Origin of the sequence: Pseudomonas sp. HS6, assembly GCF_023375815.1 — a bacterium.
Taxonomy (GTDB): domain Bacteria; phylum Pseudomonadota; class Gammaproteobacteria; order Pseudomonadales; family Pseudomonadaceae; genus Aquipseudomonas.
This window is the reverse complement of sequence record NZ_CP067412.1, coordinates 1,745,987-1,766,942: the sequence shown is the minus strand read 5'-3', so window position 1 is coordinate 1,766,942 and position 20,956 is coordinate 1,745,987. Positions and strand designations below refer to the sequence as shown.

General features: G+C 61.4%; 22 protein-coding genes. 8 read left to right on the top strand and 14 right to left on the bottom strand.

The window, feature by feature from the left end; translation table 11 throughout:
* Positions 1 to 3 precede the first annotated feature (3 nt).
* The gene (locus JJN09_RS08095) at positions 4 to 1,404 is read left to right on the top strand and encodes an MFS transporter (RefSeq protein ID WP_249486680.1); all 1,401 of its coding nucleotides are present in this window, start codon (positions 4 to 6) and stop codon (positions 1,402 to 1,404) included.
* On the opposite strand, the gene JJN09_RS08090 is transcribed toward JJN09_RS08095, so the two are convergent.
* The 4 genes from JJN09_RS08090 to JJN09_RS08075 form a co-directional block, all read right to left on the bottom strand.
* Complete coding sequence (locus JJN09_RS08090; RefSeq protein ID WP_249486679.1) at positions 1,349 to 2,764, bottom strand: heavy metal sensor histidine kinase; 1,416 nt, start codon at positions 2,762 to 2,764, stop codon at positions 1,349 to 1,351. The genes JJN09_RS08095 and JJN09_RS08090 overlap by 56 nt on opposite strands.
* A complete protein-coding gene (locus tag JJN09_RS08085; RefSeq protein WP_085732003.1) occupies positions 2,761 to 3,432 on the bottom strand; it encodes a heavy metal response regulator transcription factor in 672 nt (223 codons plus the stop codon). The genes JJN09_RS08090 and JJN09_RS08085 overlap by 4 nt, the downstream gene beginning before the upstream one ends.
* 19 nt (positions 3,433 to 3,451) lie before the next feature.
* Entirely contained in the window at positions 3,452 to 3,703 is a 252-nt protein-coding gene (locus tag JJN09_RS08080) for a DUF2790 domain-containing protein (RefSeq protein WP_085711463.1), read from the bottom strand.
* A gap of 167 nt (positions 3,704 to 3,870) precedes the next feature.
* Positions 3,871 to 4,584: a murein L,D-transpeptidase catalytic domain family protein gene (locus JJN09_RS08075; RefSeq protein WP_249486678.1), complete on the bottom strand. Its 714-nt coding sequence runs from the start codon at positions 4,582 to 4,584 to the stop codon at positions 3,871 to 3,873.
* A 152-nt stretch (positions 4,585 to 4,736) separates the two neighbouring features.
* Between JJN09_RS08075 and JJN09_RS08070 the strand changes: the two genes are divergently transcribed.
* On the top strand, positions 4,737 to 6,341 hold the full coding sequence (locus JJN09_RS08070; protein WP_249486677.1) for a murein L,D-transpeptidase: 1,605 nt from the start codon (positions 4,737 to 4,739) through the stop codon (positions 6,339 to 6,341).
* A gap of 3 nt (positions 6,342 to 6,344) precedes the next feature.
* On the opposite strand, the gene JJN09_RS08065 is transcribed toward JJN09_RS08070, so the two are convergent.
* Positions 6,345 to 6,860 (bottom strand): DoxX family protein, encoded by a 516-nt coding sequence (locus tag JJN09_RS08065; protein WP_249486676.1) that lies wholly within the window; start codon positions 6,858 to 6,860, stop codon positions 6,345 to 6,347.
* Between the two features lie 57 nt (positions 6,861 to 6,917).
* The gene (locus JJN09_RS08060; protein WP_249486675.1) at positions 6,918 to 7,127 is read right to left on the bottom strand and encodes a hypothetical protein; all 210 of its coding nucleotides are present in this window, start codon (positions 7,125 to 7,127) and stop codon (positions 6,918 to 6,920) included.
* A gap of 241 nt (positions 7,128 to 7,368) precedes the next feature.
* Between JJN09_RS08060 and glsB the strand changes: the two genes are divergently transcribed.
* The 3 genes from glsB to JJN09_RS08040 all read left to right on the top strand — a co-directional run bounded on the left by glsB (position 7,369) and on the right by JJN09_RS08040 (position 11,016).
* Positions 7,369 to 8,277, top strand: a complete 909-nt coding sequence (gene glsB / locus JJN09_RS08055; RefSeq protein WP_249486674.1) for a glutaminase B — start codon at positions 7,369 to 7,371, stop codon at positions 8,275 to 8,277.
* Between the two features lie 102 nt (positions 8,278 to 8,379).
* Positions 8,380 to 9,447 carry a methyl-accepting chemotaxis protein gene (locus JJN09_RS29660; protein WP_302852004.1) on the top strand — a complete coding sequence of 356 codons (1,068 nt, stop codon included), beginning with the start codon at positions 8,380 to 8,382 and terminating at the stop codon, positions 9,445 to 9,447.
* 66 nt (positions 9,448 to 9,513) lie between these two features.
* Positions 9,514 to 11,016 carry an aldehyde dehydrogenase family protein gene (locus JJN09_RS08040; protein ID WP_249486673.1) on the top strand — a complete coding sequence of 501 codons (1,503 nt, stop codon included), beginning with the start codon at positions 9,514 to 9,516 and terminating at the stop codon, positions 11,014 to 11,016.
* Between the two features lie 48 nt (positions 11,017 to 11,064).
* Here the strand turns inward: JJN09_RS08040 and JJN09_RS08035 are convergent, their stop codons facing one another.
* The 3 genes from JJN09_RS08035 to cynS form a co-directional block, all read right to left on the bottom strand.
* Positions 11,065 to 11,724 carry a carbonic anhydrase gene (locus tag JJN09_RS08035; RefSeq protein WP_249486672.1) on the bottom strand — a complete coding sequence of 220 codons (660 nt, stop codon included), beginning with the start codon at positions 11,722 to 11,724 and terminating at the stop codon, positions 11,065 to 11,067.
* Between the two features lie 11 nt (positions 11,725 to 11,735).
* On the bottom strand, positions 11,736 to 11,972 hold the full coding sequence (locus JJN09_RS08030) for a DUF2790 domain-containing protein (protein ID WP_249486671.1): 237 nt from the start codon (positions 11,970 to 11,972) through the stop codon (positions 11,736 to 11,738).
* Between the two features lie 84 nt (positions 11,973 to 12,056).
* The gene (gene cynS, locus JJN09_RS08025) at positions 12,057 to 12,521 is read right to left on the bottom strand and encodes a cyanase (protein WP_011334741.1); all 465 of its coding nucleotides are present in this window, start codon (positions 12,519 to 12,521) and stop codon (positions 12,057 to 12,059) included.
* A gap of 120 nt (positions 12,522 to 12,641) precedes the next feature.
* On the opposite strand from cynS, the gene cynR reads away from it, so the two are divergent.
* Entirely contained in the window at positions 12,642 to 13,520 is an 879-nt protein-coding gene (gene cynR, locus JJN09_RS08020; protein ID WP_249486670.1) for a transcriptional regulator CynR, read from the top strand.
* A gap of 73 nt (positions 13,521 to 13,593) precedes the next feature.
* Here the strand turns inward: cynR and JJN09_RS08015 are convergent, their stop codons facing one another.
* From JJN09_RS08015 to JJN09_RS08000, 4 genes are all read right to left on the bottom strand, one after another.
* Complete coding sequence (locus tag JJN09_RS08015) at positions 13,594 to 13,923, bottom strand: hypothetical protein (RefSeq protein ID WP_249486669.1); 330 nt, start codon at positions 13,921 to 13,923, stop codon at positions 13,594 to 13,596.
* Positions 13,924 to 14,098: 175 nt separating this feature from the next.
* A complete protein-coding gene (locus JJN09_RS08010; RefSeq protein ID WP_176504837.1) occupies positions 14,099 to 14,389 on the bottom strand; it encodes a hypothetical protein in 291 nt (96 codons plus the stop codon).
* 45 nt (positions 14,390 to 14,434) lie between these two features.
* Entirely contained in the window at positions 14,435 to 14,938 is a 504-nt protein-coding gene (locus tag JJN09_RS08005) for a GNAT family N-acetyltransferase (protein ID WP_249486668.1), read from the bottom strand.
* A gap of 47 nt (positions 14,939 to 14,985) precedes the next feature.
* A complete protein-coding gene (locus tag JJN09_RS08000) occupies positions 14,986 to 16,929 on the bottom strand; it encodes a DNA topoisomerase III (protein WP_249486667.1) in 1,944 nt (647 codons plus the stop codon).
* Between the two features lie 279 nt (positions 16,930 to 17,208).
* Here JJN09_RS08000 and JJN09_RS07995 point away from each other — a divergent pair, with 279 nt between their 5' ends.
* Positions 17,209 to 18,615 carry a serralysin family metalloprotease gene (locus JJN09_RS07995; protein ID WP_249486666.1) on the top strand — a complete coding sequence of 469 codons (1,407 nt, stop codon included), beginning with the start codon at positions 17,209 to 17,211 and terminating at the stop codon, positions 18,613 to 18,615.
* Positions 18,616 to 18,911: 296 nt separating this feature from the next.
* Positions 18,912 to 19,280, top strand: coding sequence for a DUF427 domain-containing protein (locus tag JJN09_RS07990; protein ID WP_096820174.1), 369 nt, complete (start codon positions 18,912 to 18,914; stop codon positions 19,278 to 19,280).
* Between the two features lie 49 nt (positions 19,281 to 19,329).
* Here the strand turns inward: JJN09_RS07990 and JJN09_RS07985 are convergent, their stop codons facing one another.
* The gene (locus JJN09_RS07985) at positions 19,330 to 20,952 is read right to left on the bottom strand and encodes an MFS transporter (RefSeq protein WP_249486665.1); all 1,623 of its coding nucleotides are present in this window, start codon (positions 20,950 to 20,952) and stop codon (positions 19,330 to 19,332) included.
* Between the last annotated feature and the right edge of the window lie 4 nt (positions 20,953 to 20,956).

Genomic DNA, 20,956 nt, shown 5'->3' with positions numbered 1-20,956 from the left:
CCCATGCACCGAGAACCCCTGAGCCCTTCAGCCCGCTGGGCGTTGACCAGTCTGGCGCTGTCGATGCTGATGCCGTCGCTGGACACCAGCATCGCCAACGCCGGATTGCCGACCCTGGCGGAGGCGTTCGATGCGACGTTTCAACAGGTGCAGTGGATCGTTCTGGCCTACCTGCTGGCGGTCACCACGTTGATTGTCAGCGTCGGAAGGCTGGGTGACGGCTTCGGTCGGCGGCGCTTGCTGTTGATCGGCATCGGCATATTTACCATCGCTTCGCTGGCTTGCGCGCTCGCGCCGAACCTGGCCTGGCTGATCGTTGCGCGGGCGGTGCAAGGCCTTGGCGCGGCGATCATGTTCGCGTTGACGGTGGCGCTGGTGGCCGATGCGGTGCCCAAATCCCGATCCGGCAGTGCGATGGGGTTGCTGGCCACGATGTCGGCGACCGGCACCACCCTCGGGCCGTCGCTGGGTGGGCTGTTGATGGCGCATGTCGGCTGGCAGTCGATCTTTGTGATCAACGTGCCGTTGGGGTTGCTCAACGCATGGCTGGTGTATCGCTATCTGCCGAAGGATCGAACTGCACGCTCGCCTGTTGCGTTTGATTATCCGGGCACCGCCGTGCTGATGCTGACGCTGGCGGCTTATGCACTGGCGATGACGGTTGAAGGATTCACTCAAACGTTGTTGCTGATCAGCCTGCTGGGCGTGGGGTTGTTCATGCTGGTCGAGAAGAAGAGCAAGGCGCCGCTGATTCACTTGTCACTGTTCGCCGACACACGAATCAGCAGCAGTCTGGCGCTGACGTTGCTGGTGACGACGGTCATGATGACCACGCTGGTGGTCGGGCCGTTTTACTTGAGCCGAGGTCTGGGCCTCACCAGCACTCAAGTTGGACTGGTGTTATCGGTCGGGCCGCTGTTGGCGGCGTTCAGTGGCGTACCGGCCGGGCGTCTGGTGGATCGTTTTGGCGTGCGGAGGATGGTGCCGGGCGCGTTGCTAGGACTCGCCTGCGGTTGCGGACTGTTGGCGCTGTTACCGATGAGTTTCGGGGTGTTTGCTTATGTGCTGCCGATAACGCTGGTGGCCTTGAGTTATGCGCTGTTCCAGGCCGCCAACAATACCGGGTTGATGTCCGGCGTCGCTCAGGATCAGCGCGGGGTGGTCTCGGCCCTGCTCGGGTTGTCGCGAAATCTGGGCCTGATCACCGGGGCGGCGGCGATGGGCGCGGTGTTTGCGTTGGCCACGGACAACCCGACTCAGGCGTCAGCCACGGGCATCGGCGCCGGCTTACACATGACCTTCGGCGTGGCCACGGCGTTGATGCTCGCGGCGCTTGCGCTCGGCGCCTTCACACATTTGCGTCTCGCCTCTCCCGTGCTGGAAAAAACAGCTCAAAGCAGGTGACGCCCTCAACGCTGCTGACGCTGTAGCGGCCCTGATGCAATTGCATGATCGTCGCCACGATCGACAGGCCCAGACCGTTGGATTGGGCCGAGCGCTCGCGGGACGGGTCGACGCGATAGAAACGCTCGAACAGCCGCGACAGATGCTCCGCCGGAATCGTCGCACCCTGATTACGTACCCGCAGATAGCTGCCGTCCGGTTCGGCCATGGCTTCAACCTGCATCGTCGAATCCGCCGCGCCGTACTTGATCGCGTTGGCGCACAGATTGGCCAGCGCCCGACGCAGCAACATCGGTTCGGCCCAGATTACGCCGCTGCCACGGGCCTCGATGGTGACGCCGACATCGGCGGCCAGGCCTTCGAAGTAATCGGCGATGCGCTGCATTTCATCGCAGGCATCCAGCTCCTGACGCTGGTTCAGGGCACTGGCCGGGTCGGTGCGGGCGAGAAACAGCATGTTGTCGAGCATCCGTGTCAGCCGTTCGAGCTCTTCGACGTTGGAGGCGAGCAGCTGTTGATAGGCGTCGACGCTACGATTCTGTTGCAACGCGACCTGGGTTTCGCCGAGCAGGTTGTTGATCGGTGTGCGCAGTTCGTGGGCCATGTCGGTGGAGACCTGGCTCAGTTGCGCTACCCCTCGGTCGAGCCGGTCCAGCATCGCGTTGAAGGCTTCGATCATCGGCTGCAATTCCCGGGGCGTACCGTGGCGGTCGAGGCGTTCACCGAGGTTGGCGATGCCGATCCCGTGGGCATGCCGGGCAATCCGCCGCAGCGGCAGCAGGCCGCGATACACCAGCAGACAGCCCACCAGTGCCAGCACAATCGCTGCCAATGACGCCAAGCCGTAAACGCTGAGTCGGTAGTTGGCGAGCATTGCCGTGCGTTCGCTCATCACCTTGCCGATCAGCACCTGCAGATTGCCCTGGTCGCCGGAGTCGATACTGGCCGCCACCGCCGAGAACGGCACGCCGTTGATGCTCGGCAAATGCTGCACGTCATTGAGGGCCATCACATGGTCGACCGGCACGGCGGGCACACTCGGGAGTGCCAGGTCGCTGGGGTTGACCACGAACAAGGGCGGTTGCCCCGGCGCGCCGATGGTCAACAGCGCTTCGCGGTTGCCCAGCATGTTCTGGAACAGCGCCGGTTTGTTCTTGATCAGCTCCAGGGTGTTGCTGTCGTTGAGGATGGTGCGCAATTGGTCGATGCGGCTGACCAACTGGATGTCGTCGCGGCGGGTCAGTTGCTCTTCCAACTGGTTGTAAAGCGCTGCGCCCAGGCCTGCCAGCGCCGCGAAGGCGAGTACGGCGAAGACCAGCGCCAGGCGTAATGTCAGGGAATACGTGCCGGCGATTTTCATGGCTGAGTATCGAAGCGGTAGCCGATGCCGCGCACGCTGTGGATCAGCTTGAGCGGGAACGGATCGTCGATCTTCGCCCGCAGGCGGCGCACGGCGACATCGACCACATTGGTGTCGCTGTCGAAGTTCATGTCCCACACCCGCGAGGCGATCAGCGAACGCGACAGCACTTGGCCGGTGTGGGTGGCGAACAGTTGCAGCAGGGCGAATTCCTTGTTGGTCAGGGTGATCCGGCTGCCGGCGCGGGTGACCCGGCGCTTGAGTACGTCGATCTGCAAATCGGCCACCTGCAATTGCTCTTCTTCATGGATCGGCCCGCGCCGGGTCAGGGTGCGCAGACGCGCCACCAGTTCGGCGAAGGAAAACGGCTTGATCAGGTAGTCGTCGGCGCCCAGCTCCAGGCCTTTGACCCGGTCGGCGATGTCGTCGCGAGCGGTGAGGAACAGCACCGGCGTGTCAGCTTCCTTGCGCAGCCGGCGCAGGACTTCCCAGCCATCCATTTTCGGCATCATCACATCCAGCACGATCACGTCGAAGTCGTGTTCCAGCGCCAGGTGCAGACCGTCGGCGCCGTCCCGGGCCAGGCTTACGTTGTAACCCAGTTCCTGCAAGCCGTTGAGCAGGTAGTTGCCGGCCTTGGGTTCGTCTTCGACGACAAGGATATTCATGGGCACTGCGCCTCACTGGTCAGTTGGTGCAACCGCTGCCTTGTACTTGGTAGTCCAGCACATGTTCGCGGCCCTGGTGGTCGAGGTAGTTCAGTCGTGCGGGAATGACGCCGCAGGCCTGGGAAATATCGGTGCTAGAGAGGACTTTGTCGACATCCAGGTGTACGTAGAAGCCGTTGGTGTCGTGAATGACCGTGTTGTCCGGCATTTCGGCGGCGAACACGGTGCCAGTGGCGAGGAGGGCGGTGAAGGCAAGGATCAGGGTTTTCATGATGAGTCACTCGGGTCGGTGAAGTGGATCGGCAGTGGTGCCGGAACAACTTCAGGCTACCGAGCGATCCGCTCGGCAAACCGACAACTCAATGACAAAGCTGTAATGAAACCCTGAAAACACAAATCCCCTGTGGGAACAGGGGATGTTTTTTACAGCGGATACTTTCAGCTGCCATGGGTGCTGAGGATGCTGGCGATTTGTTGCGGCTGGCAGTTGAGGTACGGCGAGGACTTCAGCCAGTGCTGGTCCGGGTACCAGGAAAACATGTACTGGCCGTCCTTCAGGCTGTCGATCACGCGTCTGGCAACTTGCGGGCGTACGGCCGGGCAACCCTGGCTGCGGCCGAGTCGGCCCGTACGTTTGCTCCAGAACAGATTCACGTAGTCGGCGGCGTGGATCACGATGGCGCGGTCACGGGCCATGTCGTTGACGCCCGGTTCCAGACCGTCCATGCGCAGTGAATAACCGTGGGTGCCTTCGTAGCTTTCCTGGGTGCGGAACAGGCCCAGGCTGGACTGAAAACTGCCCTCGCGGTTGGAGAACCGAGTGGCGAAGTTGTCTCCGGAGTGTGAACCGTGGGCGACCAGATCGCGCAGGATCAGTTTTTTCTTCGTCAGGTCGAAGATCCACAGGCGCCGTTCGGTAGACGGTTGCGAATAATCGATGATCGCCAAGTGACGGGACTGCTTCGCGCCGTTGTTGATTGCGCATTGCATGGCATTCAGGGCACCTTTCAGCGCCTGGGGATTGAGTTCCGGAGCGGCGTGGGCGAGGCTGTTGTAGAGAACCGGCGGCGAGGTGCCGGCGGCAAAAACCTGGCTGGTCACCAGCCCGATGGCAGTGGCAGTCAGCAGAAGTCGGCGCAAAAACGTCAACATTTAAAGTGAATCCTCACTGGCTACATGTTTGGCACTTTGGCTCCTGACGTCCAGTCGTCCCCGGCAGGCTCGCGAATCGGACCTGACTGTATCACCGCACCTGATGTAAGGTTGACCGTCAATCAAGACGGCCATGGATTGGAGTAAAGCAGTTGTTCAAAAAGTACGCATGCTACTTGAGCATTTGTTTGCTCGCTGCGCCGTTTGTCGTTTGTGCCGATGAGCCTGTATCGGCACTCCCGACGCTGCCGGCAGAAATGCCTGTCGAGCCGCAAAGCCCGCTGCAGGCCGCGTTGATCAGCCTGCCGCAGGCCTGTCCGGCGATTGCCGCCCGTCTCGGCGGCCCGGCGCTCGAACAGTTGCAGGCGTTCTATCAACAGCAGGACTGGTTGCCGGTATGGGCGGCGGCCGGGCAATTGCCGCAATTGCACGCGCAATTGCAGCTGCTGGCCGACGATGGCCTCAATCCGAAACGCTATCCGGTTGCGGAAACAGTTCCGCAGGACGGCGATCTGTGCGCCGACATCGACATAAGTCGCAACTACCTGCAAGCCTTGCAGGACCTGCATTACGGTCGTCTGCTTCAATCGCACTTCGAACCGCTGTGGCACGCCGACGAAGCGCCACGTGACCGTCAGGCCGAATTGCTCGCCATCGCTGTGCCGGGCATGCATGACATGGCGGCGGCCTTCGACTTGGCGCGGCCGAACCTGGCGCAATATCAGAACCTGCGTCACCTCTATGCCGCACAACGCCTGCAAACCTTGCCGCACTGGCAGTCGGTGGGCAACGGGCCGCTGCTGCGCCCGGACATGGAAGACAAACGCGTACCGGAACTGGCCAAGCGGCTTTACAGCGAAGGTTATCTGAGCAGTGTGGTCGGTACGCCGGACAATGCTTATCACGGTGTTTTGGTCGAGGCGGTGAAAAGCTTCCAGGCCAACCATTCGTTGCAGGCCGACGGTGTGGTCGGGCCGGGGACGATTGCCGAGATGAACATCAGCCCGCTGACGCGTCGCGAACAGCTTCGGGTCAACCTTGAGCGTTTCCGCTGGCTGGCCCAGGATATGGAGCCCGATGGCCTGCTGGTCAACGTCGCCGCCGCCGAACTGACTCTGTACCAGGGCGGCCAGCCGGTGTGGCAGACCCGCACCCAGGTCGGTCGCGCCGAGCGCCAGACGCCGTTGCTCAAATCCCGGGTCACGCGCCTGACACTGAACCCGACCTGGACCGTGCCGCCGACCATCTGGAAAGAAGACAAACTGCCGGCAATCCGTAAGGATCAGACCTTCCTCAGCCGCCAGAACCTGCAGGTTCTCGACGCCAACGGTCAGCCGCTGGCCGCTGCCGACATCGACTGGGACAACCCCGGCAACATCCTCCTGCGTCAGGACGCCGGGCCGCGCAATCCGCTGGGGCAAATGGTCATCCGTTTCCCCAACCCGTTTTCGGTGTACCTGCATGACACGCCGAGCAAGGCGCTGTTCGACAAAGGTCCACGGGCGTTCAGTTCCGGTTGTGTGCGGGTCGAGCATCCTATGAAACTGCGCGACTTCTTGCTTAGCCCGGCGGAAAGAGCCCGTACCGACACCTTGCTCGCCACCGGCACCACCCATGAATTCCGCCTGAGCAACCCGGTGCCGATCCTGATGACTTATTGGACGGCACAGGTCGACGGGAAGGGCCGCGTGCTCTACGCGCCGGACATCTACAGCCGTGACAGCGCGCTGCTGGCGGGGCTCGACCGGGCGCATTGATCCTCAGCGGCTGGCGCGTTTCCAGAAGAATCGCTCCAGCCACGCATCCACGCTCAACTTGCCGGCTCCGGCGAATACCAGCGGCACCAACGCAACCAGGTAAATCACCGGCAGCTTGAAGTTGCCGAAGCCCTTGTTGGTGATCGCATACCCCTGCGCCAGTTCACTCAACGACGACCAGTCTGCTGGCCAGTGCACAGCGGCGGTGGCGACAACCGTCACGACGATCAGCGAAATCGCCGAGAAACGCGTGCCGAGCCCGATCAGGATCGCCAGCGCGCAGATCAGCTCGGCCCACATCGACAGTTCCCAGTTCAGCGTCGCCGGCAAGTGATCGAAGGGAAACGGGAAACGCTCCTGAATGTCTTCGAACCAGTTCTGGCCGTTGAATTTCTCCAGGCCCGATTCGAAAAACTCCCAGGCGATGAACAGGCGCAGGGTCAGCGGCGCCAGCCATTGGCCTGCGCGATCAAGATTCAGGTGCAGGCCTTTGACGGCCGTCGAGAGAGCAGTGGTCATGGGATGGCTCCGTTCAATCAAGGGAAAACGGGGCACCGGCGGGCCCCGTGAAAAGGGTTATTCGCCGGCGCCGCACTTGCCTTCGCCGCATTTGCCTTCCGAGGTTTTTTCCGGAGTGTCGGCCTGGGCCTGGGCCTGGGTCTGGCTGTAGCCGTGATCCAGTTGCTTGACGCTGAACACCTCGGAAGCCGAAGCGGCGTTGGACAGGGCCAGGCCACCGGCCAGCAGCAGGCCGAGCGTCAGGGAGGTTTTCGAGAGTTTGGTCATGGTGAATCTCCGATGCGATGTATGAGTTCAAAGGCTTGATCGGTGTTGCCGATCGACAGGTTCATTTGAACGTCGGGCTGTATCGGTGATGTGTCGCGAAGGGGGGGATTTGTGCTCCGGGTGTGTCAGGGGTTGCGTCGTATACAGTGCGATACACGAACAAGGTGTGATTCGGCTGGCGGGCGCAGCGTCTAGCCACCGTGTCCCCGCAATCCCATGGGGCGAGACTTCGAGACCCGGCATGCAAGCGCTGTTGAACGAGATCCTTGACGCTGTACGGCCCCTGATCGGGCAGGGCAAGGTGGCTGACTACATTCCCGCCCTCGGCACCGTGCCGCCCGATCAACTGGGTATCGCGGTGTACGGCAACGACGGCGAGATGTATTGCGCCGGCGATGCCGAGACGCTGTTCTCGGTGCAGAGTATTTCCAAGGTATTCAGCCTGGTGCAGGCCATCGAACATTCCGGCGAGACGATCTGGGAACGCCTGGGCCACGAACCGTCCGGCCAGCCGTTCAACTCGCTGGTGCAGCTGGAGTTCGAACGCGGCCGTCCGCGCAATCCGTTCATCAATGCTGGGGCGCTGGTGATCTGCGACATCAACCAGTCACGCTTCGCGGCGCCGGCATTGTCGATGCGTGATTTCGTGCGACGGCTGTCGGGCAACCCGCAGGTGATGGTCGACGGCAAAGTGGCCGAGTCCGAATACCAGCACCGCGCACGCAACGCGGCGATGGCCTACTTGATGCAATCCTTCGGTAACTTCCACAACGACGTCGAAGCGGTGCTGCGCAGCTATTTCAGCCACTGCGCGTTGCGCATGAGCTGCATCGACCTGGCTCGGGCGTTCTGCTTCCTGGCCAACGACGGTTATTGCAAACACAGCGGCGAACAGATCCTCACCCGCCGCCAGACCCAGCAAGTCAACTCGATCATGGCCACCAGCGGCCTGTACGACGAGGCCGGCAACTTCGCCTATCGCGTCGGCCTGCCGGGCAAGAGCGGCGTCGGTGGCGGCATCGTTGCGGTGGTGCCGGGGCAGTTCACGGTGTGCGTGTGGTCGCCGGAACTCAACGCGGCAGGCAACTCGCTGGCGGGGATGGCGGCGTTGGAAATGCTCAGTTCGCGGATCGGCTGGTCGGTGTTCTGAGACGGTGGTCTCCCGGTATTTCGCACAATTGGAGGTTTGATCCGCCCTGGTTCATTCGTATCGTCCCGCGCTTTTGACGCGTTCGCGTCGGGGGAGCTGGCGATGAATTTCACATGGCGCAAGAAAGCGGTAGCGGTCAGCCGGGAGACGCTGCCGGAACCTGTGGTGACCGTGGTCGATGAAACGCTGATCGCTACGCACAAGGCCGAACTGCGCGACCGCGACTTCTTTCGTGGTCTGGCACAGCACCTGCTGACCTGTGGCAACTCGCTGGCGCCGGTCAGCGAGTCGTTCTCGATGCTCAATCAACGCCTGAAACTTAATCACCAGCGCGCCGAAGCGGTCGCCAGTGCGGCCATCGACAATCAGGCGCAGGTCGGGCATTTACAGGATCAGTCGCGGGTCATGGCGGCCGGCCTCGAAGCGCTGGAAGGCGTGATCACTCATCTGGTTAGCCGTGCCAGCGAGATTGATCGCATTGTCGACCTGATCAGCGACATTGCCCGCAAGACCAACCTGCTGGCGCTCAACGCCGCGATTGAAGCGGCCCGCGCTGGCGACACCGGGCGCGGCTTCGCGGTGGTGGCCGGGGAAGTACGCTTGCTGGCGGAGAAAACCGCTGAAGCCACCCGCGAAATCGTCAAGGAAACCTCGGCGATCCAGGCTGAAATCGGTGAGGCGAAACAAGCAATCTCGCTGCAGAGCCAAGTCTCCGGTGCGTTTGGCTCGATCATCGACCAGACCGCTGACGCCATGGCCGGGATGTACGGCCAGGCGCAACAGATGCAGCGCGAGATCGACCAGTCGCACCTGTTGTCCGACATTGAGCTGGCGAACCTTCAGGAACTGACACTGAAAGTCACGGTGTACGACCGCTTGCTTAACCCCAAACCCCATGCGCCGTTGACCCTCCCGGATGAAACCGAGTGCCTGTTCGGCCAGTGGTACTACGGCGAACAGAATCAGAACCAGCAGCGCGACGCCGATTTTCGACGCATGGAAGTGCCCCATCGTCTGGTGCACAGCAGCGGTCAGGCCGCCCTTGAGGCCCATGCCCGTGGTGAACTGGAAGAGGCGCTGAAACAGGTCGGGCAGATGGAGGAGGCAAATGCTGCCGTGATGCGCACGGTCAAAGGCCTGTTGCACGCGCGGCTGCAAGCGCCAGCCTGAGGCGTGACGCTCGGGGACTTTTGCTATACATTTTTCGCCCGCTCATTTGCATGGTGAATCCGCTTCATGTCTCTCGCGCTCGAACGTCTCGTCGCTGGCACGCCTATCCCTTTCGCTGGTAACCGCGTCACTGTGGTCAGCCCCGAACTGGCCGAGCGTTTCCGACCCGGCGACCACCTTTTGGTGGAGCAAGTGAGTGGCGAGTTGTTGCTTATTCCGGTGGTGGATCAGCAGGCCGCTTCGGTGGCGATCGAGCGTGCGGCAGCGGCTTTCACCGCGTTGTCCGCCGTATCGGATGAGGCCATCAGCCGTTTCTTCGACCTGTTCGCTCAACGCCTGGAAAACCCGGACGCCTGGGCGCTGATCGAAGCCGCCAACCTCGCCGACATCGAACGGGCCAAGGCGCGTGGTCGTTCGACCACCCGTTTGCTCGCCGACGAACGCATGCGCTGTGACATGATCGCCGGCCTGCGTGCCTGGCGTGATGCGCCGGCCACGCGTGGCAAGGTGATCAGCAGCGTCGAGCATGACGGTTGGAAGGTCGAGCAAGTGGTGTCGCCGCTGGGCATCGTTGCGTTCGTGTTTGAAGGCCGGCCGAATGTTTTCGCTGATGCCGCTGGCGTACTGCGCACCGGCAACACCGCCGTGCTGCGCATTGGCAGCGATGCCTTGGGCACCGCGCAAGCCATAGTCACCCACGCCTTGAACCCGGCGCTGGCCGATGCCGGTCTGCCGGCGGGTGCGGTGTCGCTGGTCGAGAGCGTCAACCACGCCGCCGGCTGGGCGATGTTCGCCGACCGGCGTCTGTCGCTGGCCGTGGCCCGAGGTTCGGGTCGTGCGGTCAGCCAGTTGGGCAGCATCGCCCAGCAGGCCGGCACCGCCGTCAGCCTGCACGGCACCGGTGGCGCGTGGCTGATCGCCGATCGCGATGCCGACGCCAAACGCTTTGCTGCTGTGGTACGCAACTCGCTGGATCGCAAGGTCTGCAACACGTTGAACGTCTGCCTGATTCAACGTGACCGCGCTGCTGAACTGGTGCCGTTGTTCCTCGACGCCTTGCAGCAGGCCGGCACCGCGCGCGGTCAGGGCTGCAAATTGCACATTGTCGAAGGCAGCGAAAGCTACCTGCCGAGCGACTGGCAGCACGCGACGGTCGAAGTCTATCGCGCCGAGGGTTACCAGACCGAAGCGCTGGCCGAACCATTGCCGGAAGCGCAACTGGGCCGCGAGTGGGAATGGGAAGAAACCCCGGAAACCAGCCTGATGATCGTCGACGATCTTGATCAGGCCATCGCACTCTTCAACCGCTACAGCCCACAGTTCACCGTGTCGTTGATCAGCGAGGATGCGGCGGTTCAAGAACGTTTCTACAGCGCGGTCAACGCGCCGTTCGTGGGCAACGGGATCACCCGTTGGGTCGATGGCCAGTACGCGCTGAACAAGCCGGAACTGGGGCTTTCGAACTGGGAAAGCGGTCGCCTGTTTGCCCGTAGCGCGATTCTTTCGGGTGACGGTGTGTTCACCGTGCGCAGCCGCATGACGCAAATCGATCTGGGCGTGAAACGCTAAACAGAACAGCGCCGCGCCCATCGCAATGACGGGCGCGGCGTCGCGTTCTCAAGCCGCATCGACGGCCTGACCGTAGACGGCGCACGTCGACGGTTGCTCGGCCAGCGAGACAAAGGTGCGGCGGTCGGCGCTCAAGGCATCGATGGAGCCGGTCTCGATGTCGTACACCCAGCCATGCAGATTCAGCAGGCCTTTCTCCTGGGCCAGACGCACGCTCGGGTGGGTCTGGATGTTCGCCAGTTGGGCGATCACGTTCTCGCGCACCATCGAACTCAGCTTGGCCGCGTCATTGGCGTGTGGCCTCGATTCGTTGACCACTTTCGCCGACTCGGCATGTTGCAGCCAGCCGCTGACGGCGGGCAGGTGATCCATGCATTTGCACTGGGCGATGGCCGTCATGGCACCGCAATCGGAGTGGCCGCAGATCACGATGTCGGTCACGCCGAGCACGGCCACCGCGTATTCCACCGTCGCCGAAACCCCACCCGGATGAGGGCTGTAGGACGGCACGATATTGCCAGCGTTGCGGATCACGAACAGTTCGCCGGGTTCTTGTTGGGTCAGCAGTTCCGGTACGACACGACTGTCGGAGCAAGTGATGAACAAGGTGCCTGGGGTTTGGGTAGTCGCCAGGTGTTTGAACAGTTCAGTGCGTTGCGGAAAGGCTTCGCTCTGGAACTTCAGGAATCCTTCGATCAGGTTTTTCATGGTGTGTCCTCTCAGTTGGAGCAGCCAGTGCCGAACTCGCTGTATTGAAGAATGTGTTTTGTGCCATTGCTGTCGAGGTAGGTCATTTCGACCGGGACCACGCCGCAGACGTCGGCGACCGGGGTGATGCTCACGACCTGCGCGATGTCCAGTTGCATGCCGTAGCGGTAGGCGACAGCTTCTTCACTGGCCTGGGCTTGAGCGCAAAGACCGGCGAGCAGGGCCAGGGACAACAGAATTTTTTGCATGGGGCAGCCTCCAGACGGATGTGGTGACGACTTGGCAATTCAGGTTTGGGCGGGCCCGCACGCAGGGTGCGGGCTCAAGATGGATCAGAACGGACGCAGTGGGAGGAACTTGCCGTCGAGGGTGACCACGGCGCGGGAACCGCCTTCAGGGTCTTCGACTTTCTTGATGTCGAGCTTGAAGTTGATCGCGCTGATGATGCCGTCGCCGAATTGTTCGTGAACCAGTGCCTTCAGGGTGGTGCCGTAGATCTGGATCATCTCGTGGAAGCGGTAGATGGTCGGGTCGGTCGGCACACCGTCGAGGCTGCCGCGCAGCGGGATGATTTGCAGGGCGGCGACGTCTTCGGCGCTCAGCTCAAGCTTGTCGCCGACCACTTCGGCAGCGGCTTTCGGAAGTGGATGCTGGCCGAGGAGGGCGGCGGTAACGTAGGCCAGACTCAGGCCGGTGCCGTCGGCCAGATCCTGCCACGACAGGTTTTTCTGTGCCTTGGCATCCAGGGCACGGGTGGTCAGGGCGATGCGGCTGTCGTTGTAGGCTTGAGATTGCATGGTGTTTCTCCTTTCGGGGTTGGCTTGCTGTGTGGGATTCATCTTCTGCCGATTGATCCATAGCGTCCAAGACCGATATACAATGCAAAGCATAAGCACTGCCTATAGATGGAGAGCCTCATGCTGCTGCGACATTTGCGTTACCTGCTGGCCGTGGCCGATCACGGTGGCTTCACCCGGGCAGCCGAGGCGCTGCACGTGTCGCAGCCGACCCTGTCGCAACAGATCCGCCAATTGGAGGAAAGCCTTGGCGTGGATCTGTTCGACCGCACCTCGCGTTCGGTCAAACCCACCGATGCCGGTCAGGCCTACATCGAATGTGCGCGGCGGGTGCTGGTGGAGCTGGAGGCGGGCAAGCGCGCATTGCATGACGTGAAGGATCTGTCCCGAGGCTCGCTGCGCCTGGCCATGACCCCGACGTTCATGGCGTATCTGGTGGGGCCGTTGGTGCGCGACTACGTGGCGCGGTATCCGGGGATTCACCTGGAGATTTTCGAACTGTCGATGGATGACATCGAGGCCGGGCTGACGGATGACTCGCTGGATATCGCGATTGCCTTCACACCAGTGCGCAACCCGGACATTGAATGCATTCCGGCATTTGTCGAGACGTTGGGGGTGATGGTCGGGCGAGAACATCCCTTGTATGACAGCGCTGCAGTGCTGACGCCGGAAGACATTGCGCAGCTGGATTTCGCCCTGTTGGCGCCGGACTTCATTACGCGGCTGTCGATTGACGAGTACTTCCGTCAGCATGGGATTACGCCCAAGGTGCAGATCGAGGTGAACTCGGTGAGTACGTTGCTCGAAGTGATCCGACATGCGCCGATTGCGACCATGTTGCCGGAGGCGATTGCGACCGAGGACCGGGCGCTGCGCCGGTTGCGGGTCGAGAGTGAGGCGCCGCAGCGGGGGGCGGCGCTGTTGAGGCGCAAGAATAATTATCACAGTGCGGCGGCGGTGGCGTTCATGGAAATGGTGTTGGAAAACCGTTCATGAACATTGCTGGTGATCAATAAAAAGGGCCTGCTCCTTATTGGAAGCAGGCCCTTTTGTTTATTGAAGTCAGAACTCAGTAGAACCGATCAATCACCCGAACTTCGTTCTTGTTCTGCATCGAGTCCCACGCCTGTTTCAGCGTTTGCAGAACATGACCGATGAAGTCCCTGTCGGCCGCTGCTTTCTTGCCGACATAGCCGTGGCCGCGGCGGTACATCTTCAGGCGGGCCAGCAGGTTCTGGTTGTTCTGGTCGAACTCTTCTTCACCAGCATGGGGCGACAGGCAGTCGATATGCACCTGACCCGACTTGCTGATCCACAGAATATGGCTGTCGTGGCTGTCTTTTTGCGCAGCGAACATACGAGCCAGTTCTTCGATAGTAGGTTGATTGTTCAGATTCATGATTTTGCCCCTTGACCAGTCTGGTGATCTTTCAAAGTTGATTCGCTAATACAGGTAGCCCATCGGTTAGTTGATCCCTGGCACCGAAACCAGGACGTCAGCGGTCGCCCGTGTGAAGTACGGGGTCCTGCATCTGTTGCATGTAGTCGTGTTGAATAACTGCTACGCAATAGCGTCACAACGAGGAGAAGCAGCGAAAACCGGGAGGCTCCTTGACGACGTTTTCAGGGTCGACCACAAGCGTCTTGAGAATTTTCGCCAGCGCTTCTCGTCCTTGTACTGGACGTTCAGGCCAGGTCAGCTTCTTCAATCTGCCTTGTGGGCAGCGTGTATCCGGAAAAAACAGCTCGGCGGTCAGACGAGCTTGCTCAAGCGTGTTGCCAGTGCTCCCGATCGGGGAGACGTCTGCATCATGCAAAAGCAAAACGACGCCGTCAACGGTTTTGTAGTGATTATTTTTGGTCACTACATATTGTCGGACAAAGTCATTCTGGAATGAGAAAAGAGCCGTTCAGGCAGCGTGGGGAGGGCTGCGCAGGCAGTAGAACGTGCAGGGATAACCGTCTACGGTTTTCTGCTGGCGAGTGAAGTCGCCGCCGCTCACCTCGGGGATCACCCTGGCCCAGAACCGCTGCGCAGGCAGGTTGGCGTCGACATGGAAAATCTGCCATTGACCGGGCACGTGGCTCAAGAGGGCAGAGGCGACAAACTGCGCGACGCCTTGGCCACGCCAGCGCCGGCTGACAAAGAAATAGCCGATGTTGTAGTTGGCGCCTTCGATGAGGATGTGGTCATCGACTGTCACGAACCCCGCCAACTCGCCGTCGACGTGGATCAGGAACGGCCGGGTTGCCGGTTGGCGCCAGTAATCGTCCTTCAACTGGATCGGGAAGAAACCATGCTCGCCCAGCTTCAACGGCAGCCACTCGCTGAAGTCGTAGGTGTAGAACTGCATCAGGTTTTCAAGGGTATCCAACTCGTCGCGCCGGGCGACGCGCAGTTCGATGACAGACATGCCGCTGCCTCCTGACCATCACTGCAGAAACAGTAGCGCGCAACGGGCTATTTGGCTGCCGGTTTCGTCGTACGTTTGCTGGTGCCGGTGGTTTTGCGCCGAGTGGTCTTGCGCTTGTTCTTCCACGGCGCAGCGGCTTTGCCGGCAGGCGGCGGGCCGCTGATGGTCAGGCTCAGCCCCGCGCAACGGGTCACTTGCTTGCTCATCCACGCGGCCTGCTTGGTGACGAACTCTTCCAGACTCATCTCGCCGCTCTGCACCATATCCAGCGCCTGTTCCCAGATCGCCGTGGTGCCGGGGTCGGCAATCGCTCGCGGCACCGCGTCGATCAGGCTGAACGCGGCGGGCGTGGCGGCGAGGGCCTTGCCGTTCTTCACCAGATAACCACGATCCAGCAGGCCTTGAATGATCGAAGCTCGGGTGGCTTCGGTGCCGATACCAGTGGTGTCCTTGAGTTTCTGCTTGAGCAGCGGGTCTTCCACCAGTTTGGCGACGTTCTTCATCGCTTTGATCAGATCGCCTTCGGTGTAGGGCTTGGGTGGCTGCGTCCACAAATCCTTGAGCTTCACATCCGCCACGGCGCATTCGGCGCCCTGGGTCAGCGTCGGCAAAGTTTGTGGTGCGGGGGCTTCACGGCCCTTGGCCGGGGCCAGCGCTTCGGGCAACGCGCGTTTCCAGCCAGGCTCGATGATCTGCTTGCCGACCGCGCGCAAGGCTTCCCCGGCGCAATCGAAATCGGCCTGGGTGCGGTCGTATTCGTGATTGGGCAGGAATTGCGCCAGATACCGTGCGCGAATCAAGGTGTAGACCGCACGGTGCTTGCCGGTCAGACGCTCCAGATTCTTCGCGGCGGCGGTGGGGATTATGCCGTGGTGGGCGCTGACCTTGGCATCGTTCCAGGCGCGGGAGCGGCGCTGCGGTTCCAGATGTTCGCGCAGCGCTTCCAGGCTCGGATCAGCCTGGCGCAACGCCGCGAGAATCCCCGGCGCCTCGCTGTGCTGGCTCACGGGCAAATAGCCGCAATCGCTGCGCGGGTAGGTGATGACTTTGTAGGTTTCGTAGAGGGCCTGGGCGATGTCGAGGGTTTCCTGGGCGCCGAGGCCGAGCTTCTTCGAGCAGACTTCCTGCAAGGTGCCGAGATCGAAGGGCAGGGGCGCCACTTCACGCATGCGCTCGGTGCGCAGCTTGACCACCCGGGCGCTGGCGGCGCTGCTGATTGCGGCGGCCGCTTGCTGGGCGAGGGCCTGGTTGAGGCAGCGATCCTGATCGTCACAGGCATCGTTCGGCGCCCGCCACTGCGCAGTAAACGTCGTGCCGTTGTGCAGCAATTGCACATCGATGGCCCAATAGGCGACAGGTACGAAATCGGCAATGCTGCGGTCGCGATCCACCACCAGCCGCAGGGTCGGCGTTTGCACCCGGCCCACCGGCAATACGCCTTGATAGCCGGATTGCCGGCCGAGCAGGGTGAACAGGCGACTCATGTTCATCCCGATCAGCCAGTCTGCCCGTGAGCGCCCCAGCGCCGAGTGATAAAGGCTGAAGGTTTCAGCGCCCGGCTTCAGGGCCGCCAAAGCCTTGCGGATCGACGCCTCGTCCAGCGCCGACAGCCACAAGCGGCGGATCGGCCCGCGATAGCGGCAATGCTCCACCAGTTCCCGGGCGATCATTTCGCCTTCGCGATCGGCGTCAGTGGCGATGATCAGTTCGCTGGCCTCGCCGAGCAGGCGCTTGACCGCTTTGTACTGGCTGGCAGTGCGCGGCTTGACGGTCATTTTCCATTTGTCCGGGATGATCGGCAGGTCCGCCAGCACCCAGCGCTTGTAGCGTGCGTCATAGGCGTCCGGCGGGGCGGTTTCCAGCAAGTGGCCGATGCACCAGGTCACCGTGACGTCCGTTCCCAGCCAGCAGCCGTCGCCTCGGCGCTTTGCGCCCAGTACGGCCGCAATATCCTTGGCCTGGGAAGGTTTTTCACAGAGGTACAGCCGCATAACCACCGTCGTCGATCATTGCCCGAAGAGGCGCACAGAATGGCCTGAGTCGGGCGATGGGGCAACTTTTATCTGTATGGATATACAGATAAAAGGATTGCCGGTCATGACAGCGGTCGCCGGGGCAATCGGGGACGTTATCGAGAAATTGATTAGCGCGCCTCTTGGCGGCTGTGGCAGGTTCAATTTGCCTCAACAGGGCGAGTGACAGGACGATCTCGCCAGAAGATCGCCGTTTTTCTGTCTGACACTGACTCTTTCGAAACAAGGACGTACACCATGTCTCAACCTTCCTCCCAGGCCACCAGCGCCTTCACTGCGGTCGACACCTTCAGCCACCTGTATGACCGTGGCACCGGGACCGTCAACGGCAAACCGTCGTTCACCGCCGACCAGGCCGCCGACGAAATCCTGCGCAAGGGTATGTCGTGGCAAGACAAGAATGCCGACGGCAAGATTGATCTGACCTACACGTTCCTGACCGACAAACCGTCGAACTACAACTCCAAACTCGGCAACTTCAGCGAGTTCAGCGATCAGCAGAAAGCCCAGGCCATCCTGTCGCTGCAATCGTGGTCGGACGTGGCCAACGTCACCTTCACCGAGGGCAAGGGCGGCGACGGTCACATGACGTTTGGCAACTACGACGTCAGCACCGGCGGCGCGGCGTTCGCCTACCTGCCACAGGGCAGCAGCTATGACGGCCAGTCGTGGTATCTGATCAACGATAAGTACCAGGTTAACAAGACTCCGGATACCAACAACTACGGGCGTCAGACCCTGACCCACGAAATCGGCCACACCCTCGGCCTGTCGCACCCGGGCGCCTACAACGCCGGCAACGGCAACCCGACCTACGGCGACGCCAAGTACGCCGAAGACACCCGTGGCTACAGCCTGATGAGCTACTGGAGCGAAGCCAACACCGACCAGAACTTCAGCAAGGACGGCAGCGGCGCCTACGCCTCCGCACCGTTGCTGGACGACATCGTCGCCGTGCAGAAACTCTACGGCGCCAACCTGGAAACCCGTGCCGACAACACCGTGTACGGCTTTAACTCCAACGCTGACCGCGACTACTACAGCGCTACTTCGGACACCTCCAAAGTGGTGTTCTCGGTGTGGGACGGCGGCGGCAACGACACCCTGGACTTTTCCGGCTTCAGCCAGAACCAGAAGATCAACCTCAACGAAGGTTCGTTCTCCGACGTCGGCGGCCTGGTGGGTAATGTCTCCATCGCGTATGGCGTGACCGTTGAAAACGCCGTGGGCGGCTCGGGCAATGACCTGTTGATCGGCAACGCAACGGCCAACGATCTGATCGGCGGTGCCGGCAACGACATCCTCTACGGCGGTGGCGGTGGTGATTCGCTGTGGGGCGGTGAAGGCGCAGACACCTTTGTGTTCGGCGCAGCCAGTGACTCGACCATGACTGCGCCGGACTGGATCATGGATTTCACCAGCGGCCTGGACAAGATCGACCTGTCGGGTATCGCCGGTTTTGCCTCGGGCGCGGCCACGCTGAACTTCGTCAGCGGCTTCACCGGGCACGCCGGCGACGCGATCCTCACTTACTTCGCGCAGACCAACCAGACCAGCCTGATGATTGACCTCACAGGCCAGGGCTCGGTGGACTTCGCCGTGGGTGTGGTCGGGCAGGCGGTGGCGACCGATATCGTCGCGTAATGGCGTGAATCGCTGGCCCTCACCCTAACCCTCTCCCAGCGGGAGAGGGGACCGATTGGGGGTTGCTGAAGAAATACATCGACCTGAGCAGGCTGTGCCGAATCCATAATCGACACGGTTTTTCAGGTCGATGTACAGCGAAAGACGATGCGGTTGGCTCCCTCTCCCTTGGGCGGTCCGACGTTTCGGGAGGGCTGGGGTGAGGGGCTTTTTAGCCGTTCGGCTGCGAACCCGGCGTGATCCGGCCGCATGGGTTATACCTGAACCGGTGCCTTCGCCGCAGTCAGGAGAAACCGATGAAAACTTCCGGTCCCAGTCCCGTCATCACCATCGCCGAGCAGCCAGGCTGCCTCCTTGTGAAATTCCACGGCATACAAGTCGCGGCCTCCGCCCGAGCGCTGGTGCTGCTCGAAGCCAACTACCCGCCGGTCTACTACATCCCTCGCGAAGACATCGACGAAAAATACTTCGCCCGCACCGACCACACCAGTTATTGCCCGTACAAGGGCGACGCCAATTATTTCAGTCTGCAAGTGCCCGGGCATGAGGGCGCGAACGCGGTGTGGACGTACGAACATCCGAAAATTTCGGTCAGCCAGATCAAGGATTACGTTGCGTTCTATCCCGATCAGGTGAAGTTTGAATTGCTGGAGGCGGAGGTCTGAGATTCAGTGGGGTGGCGAGGGTGTAAACCCTCGCCACACTGATCAAGGATCAGTTCTTGTCGAGGTCAATATTCTTTGTCTCACGCAGACAAATCATTCCCACCACCAGGCTTACCCCTGTAATCAGTACCGGGTACCACAGCCCGTAGAAAATATCCCCGGTGTACACCACCAGCGCAAACGACACGGTTGGCAGGAACCCGCCGAACCAGCCGTTGCCGATGTGATACGGCAAGGACATCGAGGTGTAGCGGATGCGGGTCGGGAACAGTTCGACCATCAGTGCTGCCAGCGGGCCGTAACACATGGCGGAGATGATGATCAGCGCGACGATCAGCGCGACGATCATTGGTTTGTTGATTTGCTGCATATCAGCCTGTTGCGGATAGCCGGCGAGGGTGATCGCACCGCGCAGTGATGCTTCGTCGAAGCCATCGAGTTTCACATCGCCGACGCTCACCTGCACCGCGCTGCCCGCCGGGGCGGCGACGCTGGAGTAGGGCAGGCCTTGTTTGACCAGGAAGGTCTTGACCTTGTCACACGGGCTGTCGAATTTGGCTTTGCCCACCGGATCGAACTGGAAGGTGCAGGTCGCCGGGTCTGCCACCACGGTGATTGGCGCCTGTTGGCTGGCGTGGTCGATGGCCGGATTGGCGTAGTGGGCCAGGGATTTGAAGATCGGGAAGTACAGCGCAGTAGCGAGCAGCAAGCCAAGCATCAGCACCGGTTTGCGCCCGACCTTGTCCGACAGCCAGCCGAAAATGATGAAGAATGGCGCGCCGATCACCACGCTGATGATCAGCAGACTGTTGGCCACCGCCGGGTCCATTTTCAGGAACTGGGTGAGGAAGAACAGCACGTAGAACTGCGCGGCGTAGAAGGTCACCGCTTGCCCGGCGTTGATGCTGAACAGGGCGATCAGCACGACTTTGAGATTTTCCCATTTACCGAAGGATTCGCGGATCGGCGCCTTGCTGGTTTTGCCTTCCTCTTTCATTTTCAGATAAGCCGGCGACTCGTGCAGGCTCAGGCGAATCCAGGTGGAAATGCCCAGCAGCACGATCGACAGCAGGAATGGAATGCGCCAGCCCCAGACTTCGAACTGATCACCGGTGAAGTAACGGCAACCGAGTACCACCAGCAGCGAAAGCAGCAGACCGAGGGTCGCGGTGGATTGAATCCAGCTGGTATGGAAGCCGCGTTTGCCGATCGGTGCGTGTTCTGCCACGTAAGTCGCGGCGCCGCCATACTCGCCGCCGAGGGCCAGGCCCTGGAGCATGCGCAGCACCACCAGAATGATCGGCGCGGCAATGCCGATGCTGGCGTAGGTCGGCAGCAGGCCCACCGCGAACGTTGCTACGCCCATCAGAATAATGGTCGCAAGAAAGGTGTATTTGCGCCCGATCATGTCCCCCAACCGACCGAACACCAGCGCTCCGAACGGCCGCACGATGAAGCCTGCGGCAAACGCCATCAGCGCGAAGATGAACGCCGTGGTGTCGTTGACCCCGGCGAAGAACTGCTTGCTGATCACCGCCGCCAGGGCGCCGTAGAGAAAGAAGTCATACCACTCGAACACCGTCCCCAGGGACGAGGCGAAGATGACCTTTCGGGTATCGGGGCTGGCGTCCGCGCTGCGCACGGCGTCCAGTGGCTGAACGTGTTCTGACATATCG

What these genes read in the sequence shown, in the direction of transcription:
- JJN09_RS08015 (WP_249486669.1), bottom strand. Translation starts at nt 13,923, where the DNA reads ATGAATCTGAACAATCAACCTACTATCGAAGAACTGGCTCGTATGTTC.
- JJN09_RS08005 (WP_249486668.1), bottom strand. Translation starts at nt 14,938, where the DNA reads ATGTCTGTCATCGAACTGCGCGTCGCCCGGCGCGACGAGTTGGATACC.
- JJN09_RS08090 (WP_249486679.1), bottom strand. Translation starts at nt 2,764, where the DNA reads ATGAAAATCGCCGGCACGTATTCCCTGACATTACGCCTGGCGCTGGTC.
- JJN09_RS29660 (WP_302852004.1), top strand. Translation starts at nt 8,380, where the DNA reads ATGAATTTCACATGGCGCAAGAAAGCGGTAGCGGTCAGCCGGGAGACG.
- JJN09_RS08080 (WP_085711463.1), bottom strand. Translation starts at nt 3,703, where the DNA reads ATGAAAACCCTGATCCTTGCCTTCACCGCCCTCCTCGCCACTGGCACC.
- JJN09_RS08060 (WP_249486675.1), bottom strand. Translation starts at nt 7,127, where the DNA reads ATGACCAAACTCTCGAAAACCTCCCTGACGCTCGGCCTGCTGCTGGCC.
- cynR (WP_249486670.1), top strand. Translation starts at nt 12,642, where the DNA reads ATGCTGCTGCGACATTTGCGTTACCTGCTGGCCGTGGCCGATCACGGT.
- JJN09_RS08040 (WP_249486673.1), top strand. Translation starts at nt 9,514, where the DNA reads ATGTCTCTCGCGCTCGAACGTCTCGTCGCTGGCACGCCTATCCCTTTC.
- JJN09_RS08000 (WP_249486667.1), bottom strand. Translation starts at nt 16,929, where the DNA reads ATGCGGCTGTACCTCTGTGAAAAACCTTCCCAGGCCAAGGATATTGCG.
- cynS (WP_011334741.1), bottom strand. Translation starts at nt 12,521, where the DNA reads ATGCAATCTCAAGCCTACAACGACAGCCGCATCGCCCTGACCACCCGT.
- JJN09_RS08035 (WP_249486672.1), bottom strand. Translation starts at nt 11,724, where the DNA reads ATGAAAAACCTGATCGAAGGATTCCTGAAGTTCCAGAGCGAAGCCTTT.
- JJN09_RS08075 (WP_249486678.1), bottom strand. Translation starts at nt 4,584, where the DNA reads ATGTTGACGTTTTTGCGCCGACTTCTGCTGACTGCCACTGCCATCGGG.
- JJN09_RS08030 (WP_249486671.1), bottom strand. Translation starts at nt 11,972, where the DNA reads ATGCAAAAAATTCTGTTGTCCCTGGCCCTGCTCGCCGGTCTTTGCGCT.
- glsB (WP_249486674.1), top strand. Translation starts at nt 7,369, where the DNA reads ATGCAAGCGCTGTTGAACGAGATCCTTGACGCTGTACGGCCCCTGATC.
- JJN09_RS08095 (WP_249486680.1), top strand. Translation starts at nt 4, where the DNA reads ATGCACCGAGAACCCCTGAGCCCTTCAGCCCGCTGGGCGTTGACCAGT.
- JJN09_RS08085 (WP_085732003.1), bottom strand. Translation starts at nt 3,432, where the DNA reads ATGAATATCCTTGTCGTCGAAGACGAACCCAAGGCCGGCAACTACCTG.
- JJN09_RS08065 (WP_249486676.1), bottom strand. Translation starts at nt 6,860, where the DNA reads ATGACCACTGCTCTCTCGACGGCCGTCAAAGGCCTGCACCTGAATCTT.
- JJN09_RS07985 (WP_249486665.1), bottom strand. Translation starts at nt 20,952, where the DNA reads ATGTCAGAACACGTTCAGCCACTGGACGCCGTGCGCAGCGCGGACGCC.
- JJN09_RS07995 (WP_249486666.1), top strand. Translation starts at nt 17,209, where the DNA reads ATGTCTCAACCTTCCTCCCAGGCCACCAGCGCCTTCACTGCGGTCGAC.
- JJN09_RS07990 (WP_096820174.1), top strand. Translation starts at nt 18,912, where the DNA reads ATGAAAACTTCCGGTCCCAGTCCCGTCATCACCATCGCCGAGCAGCCA.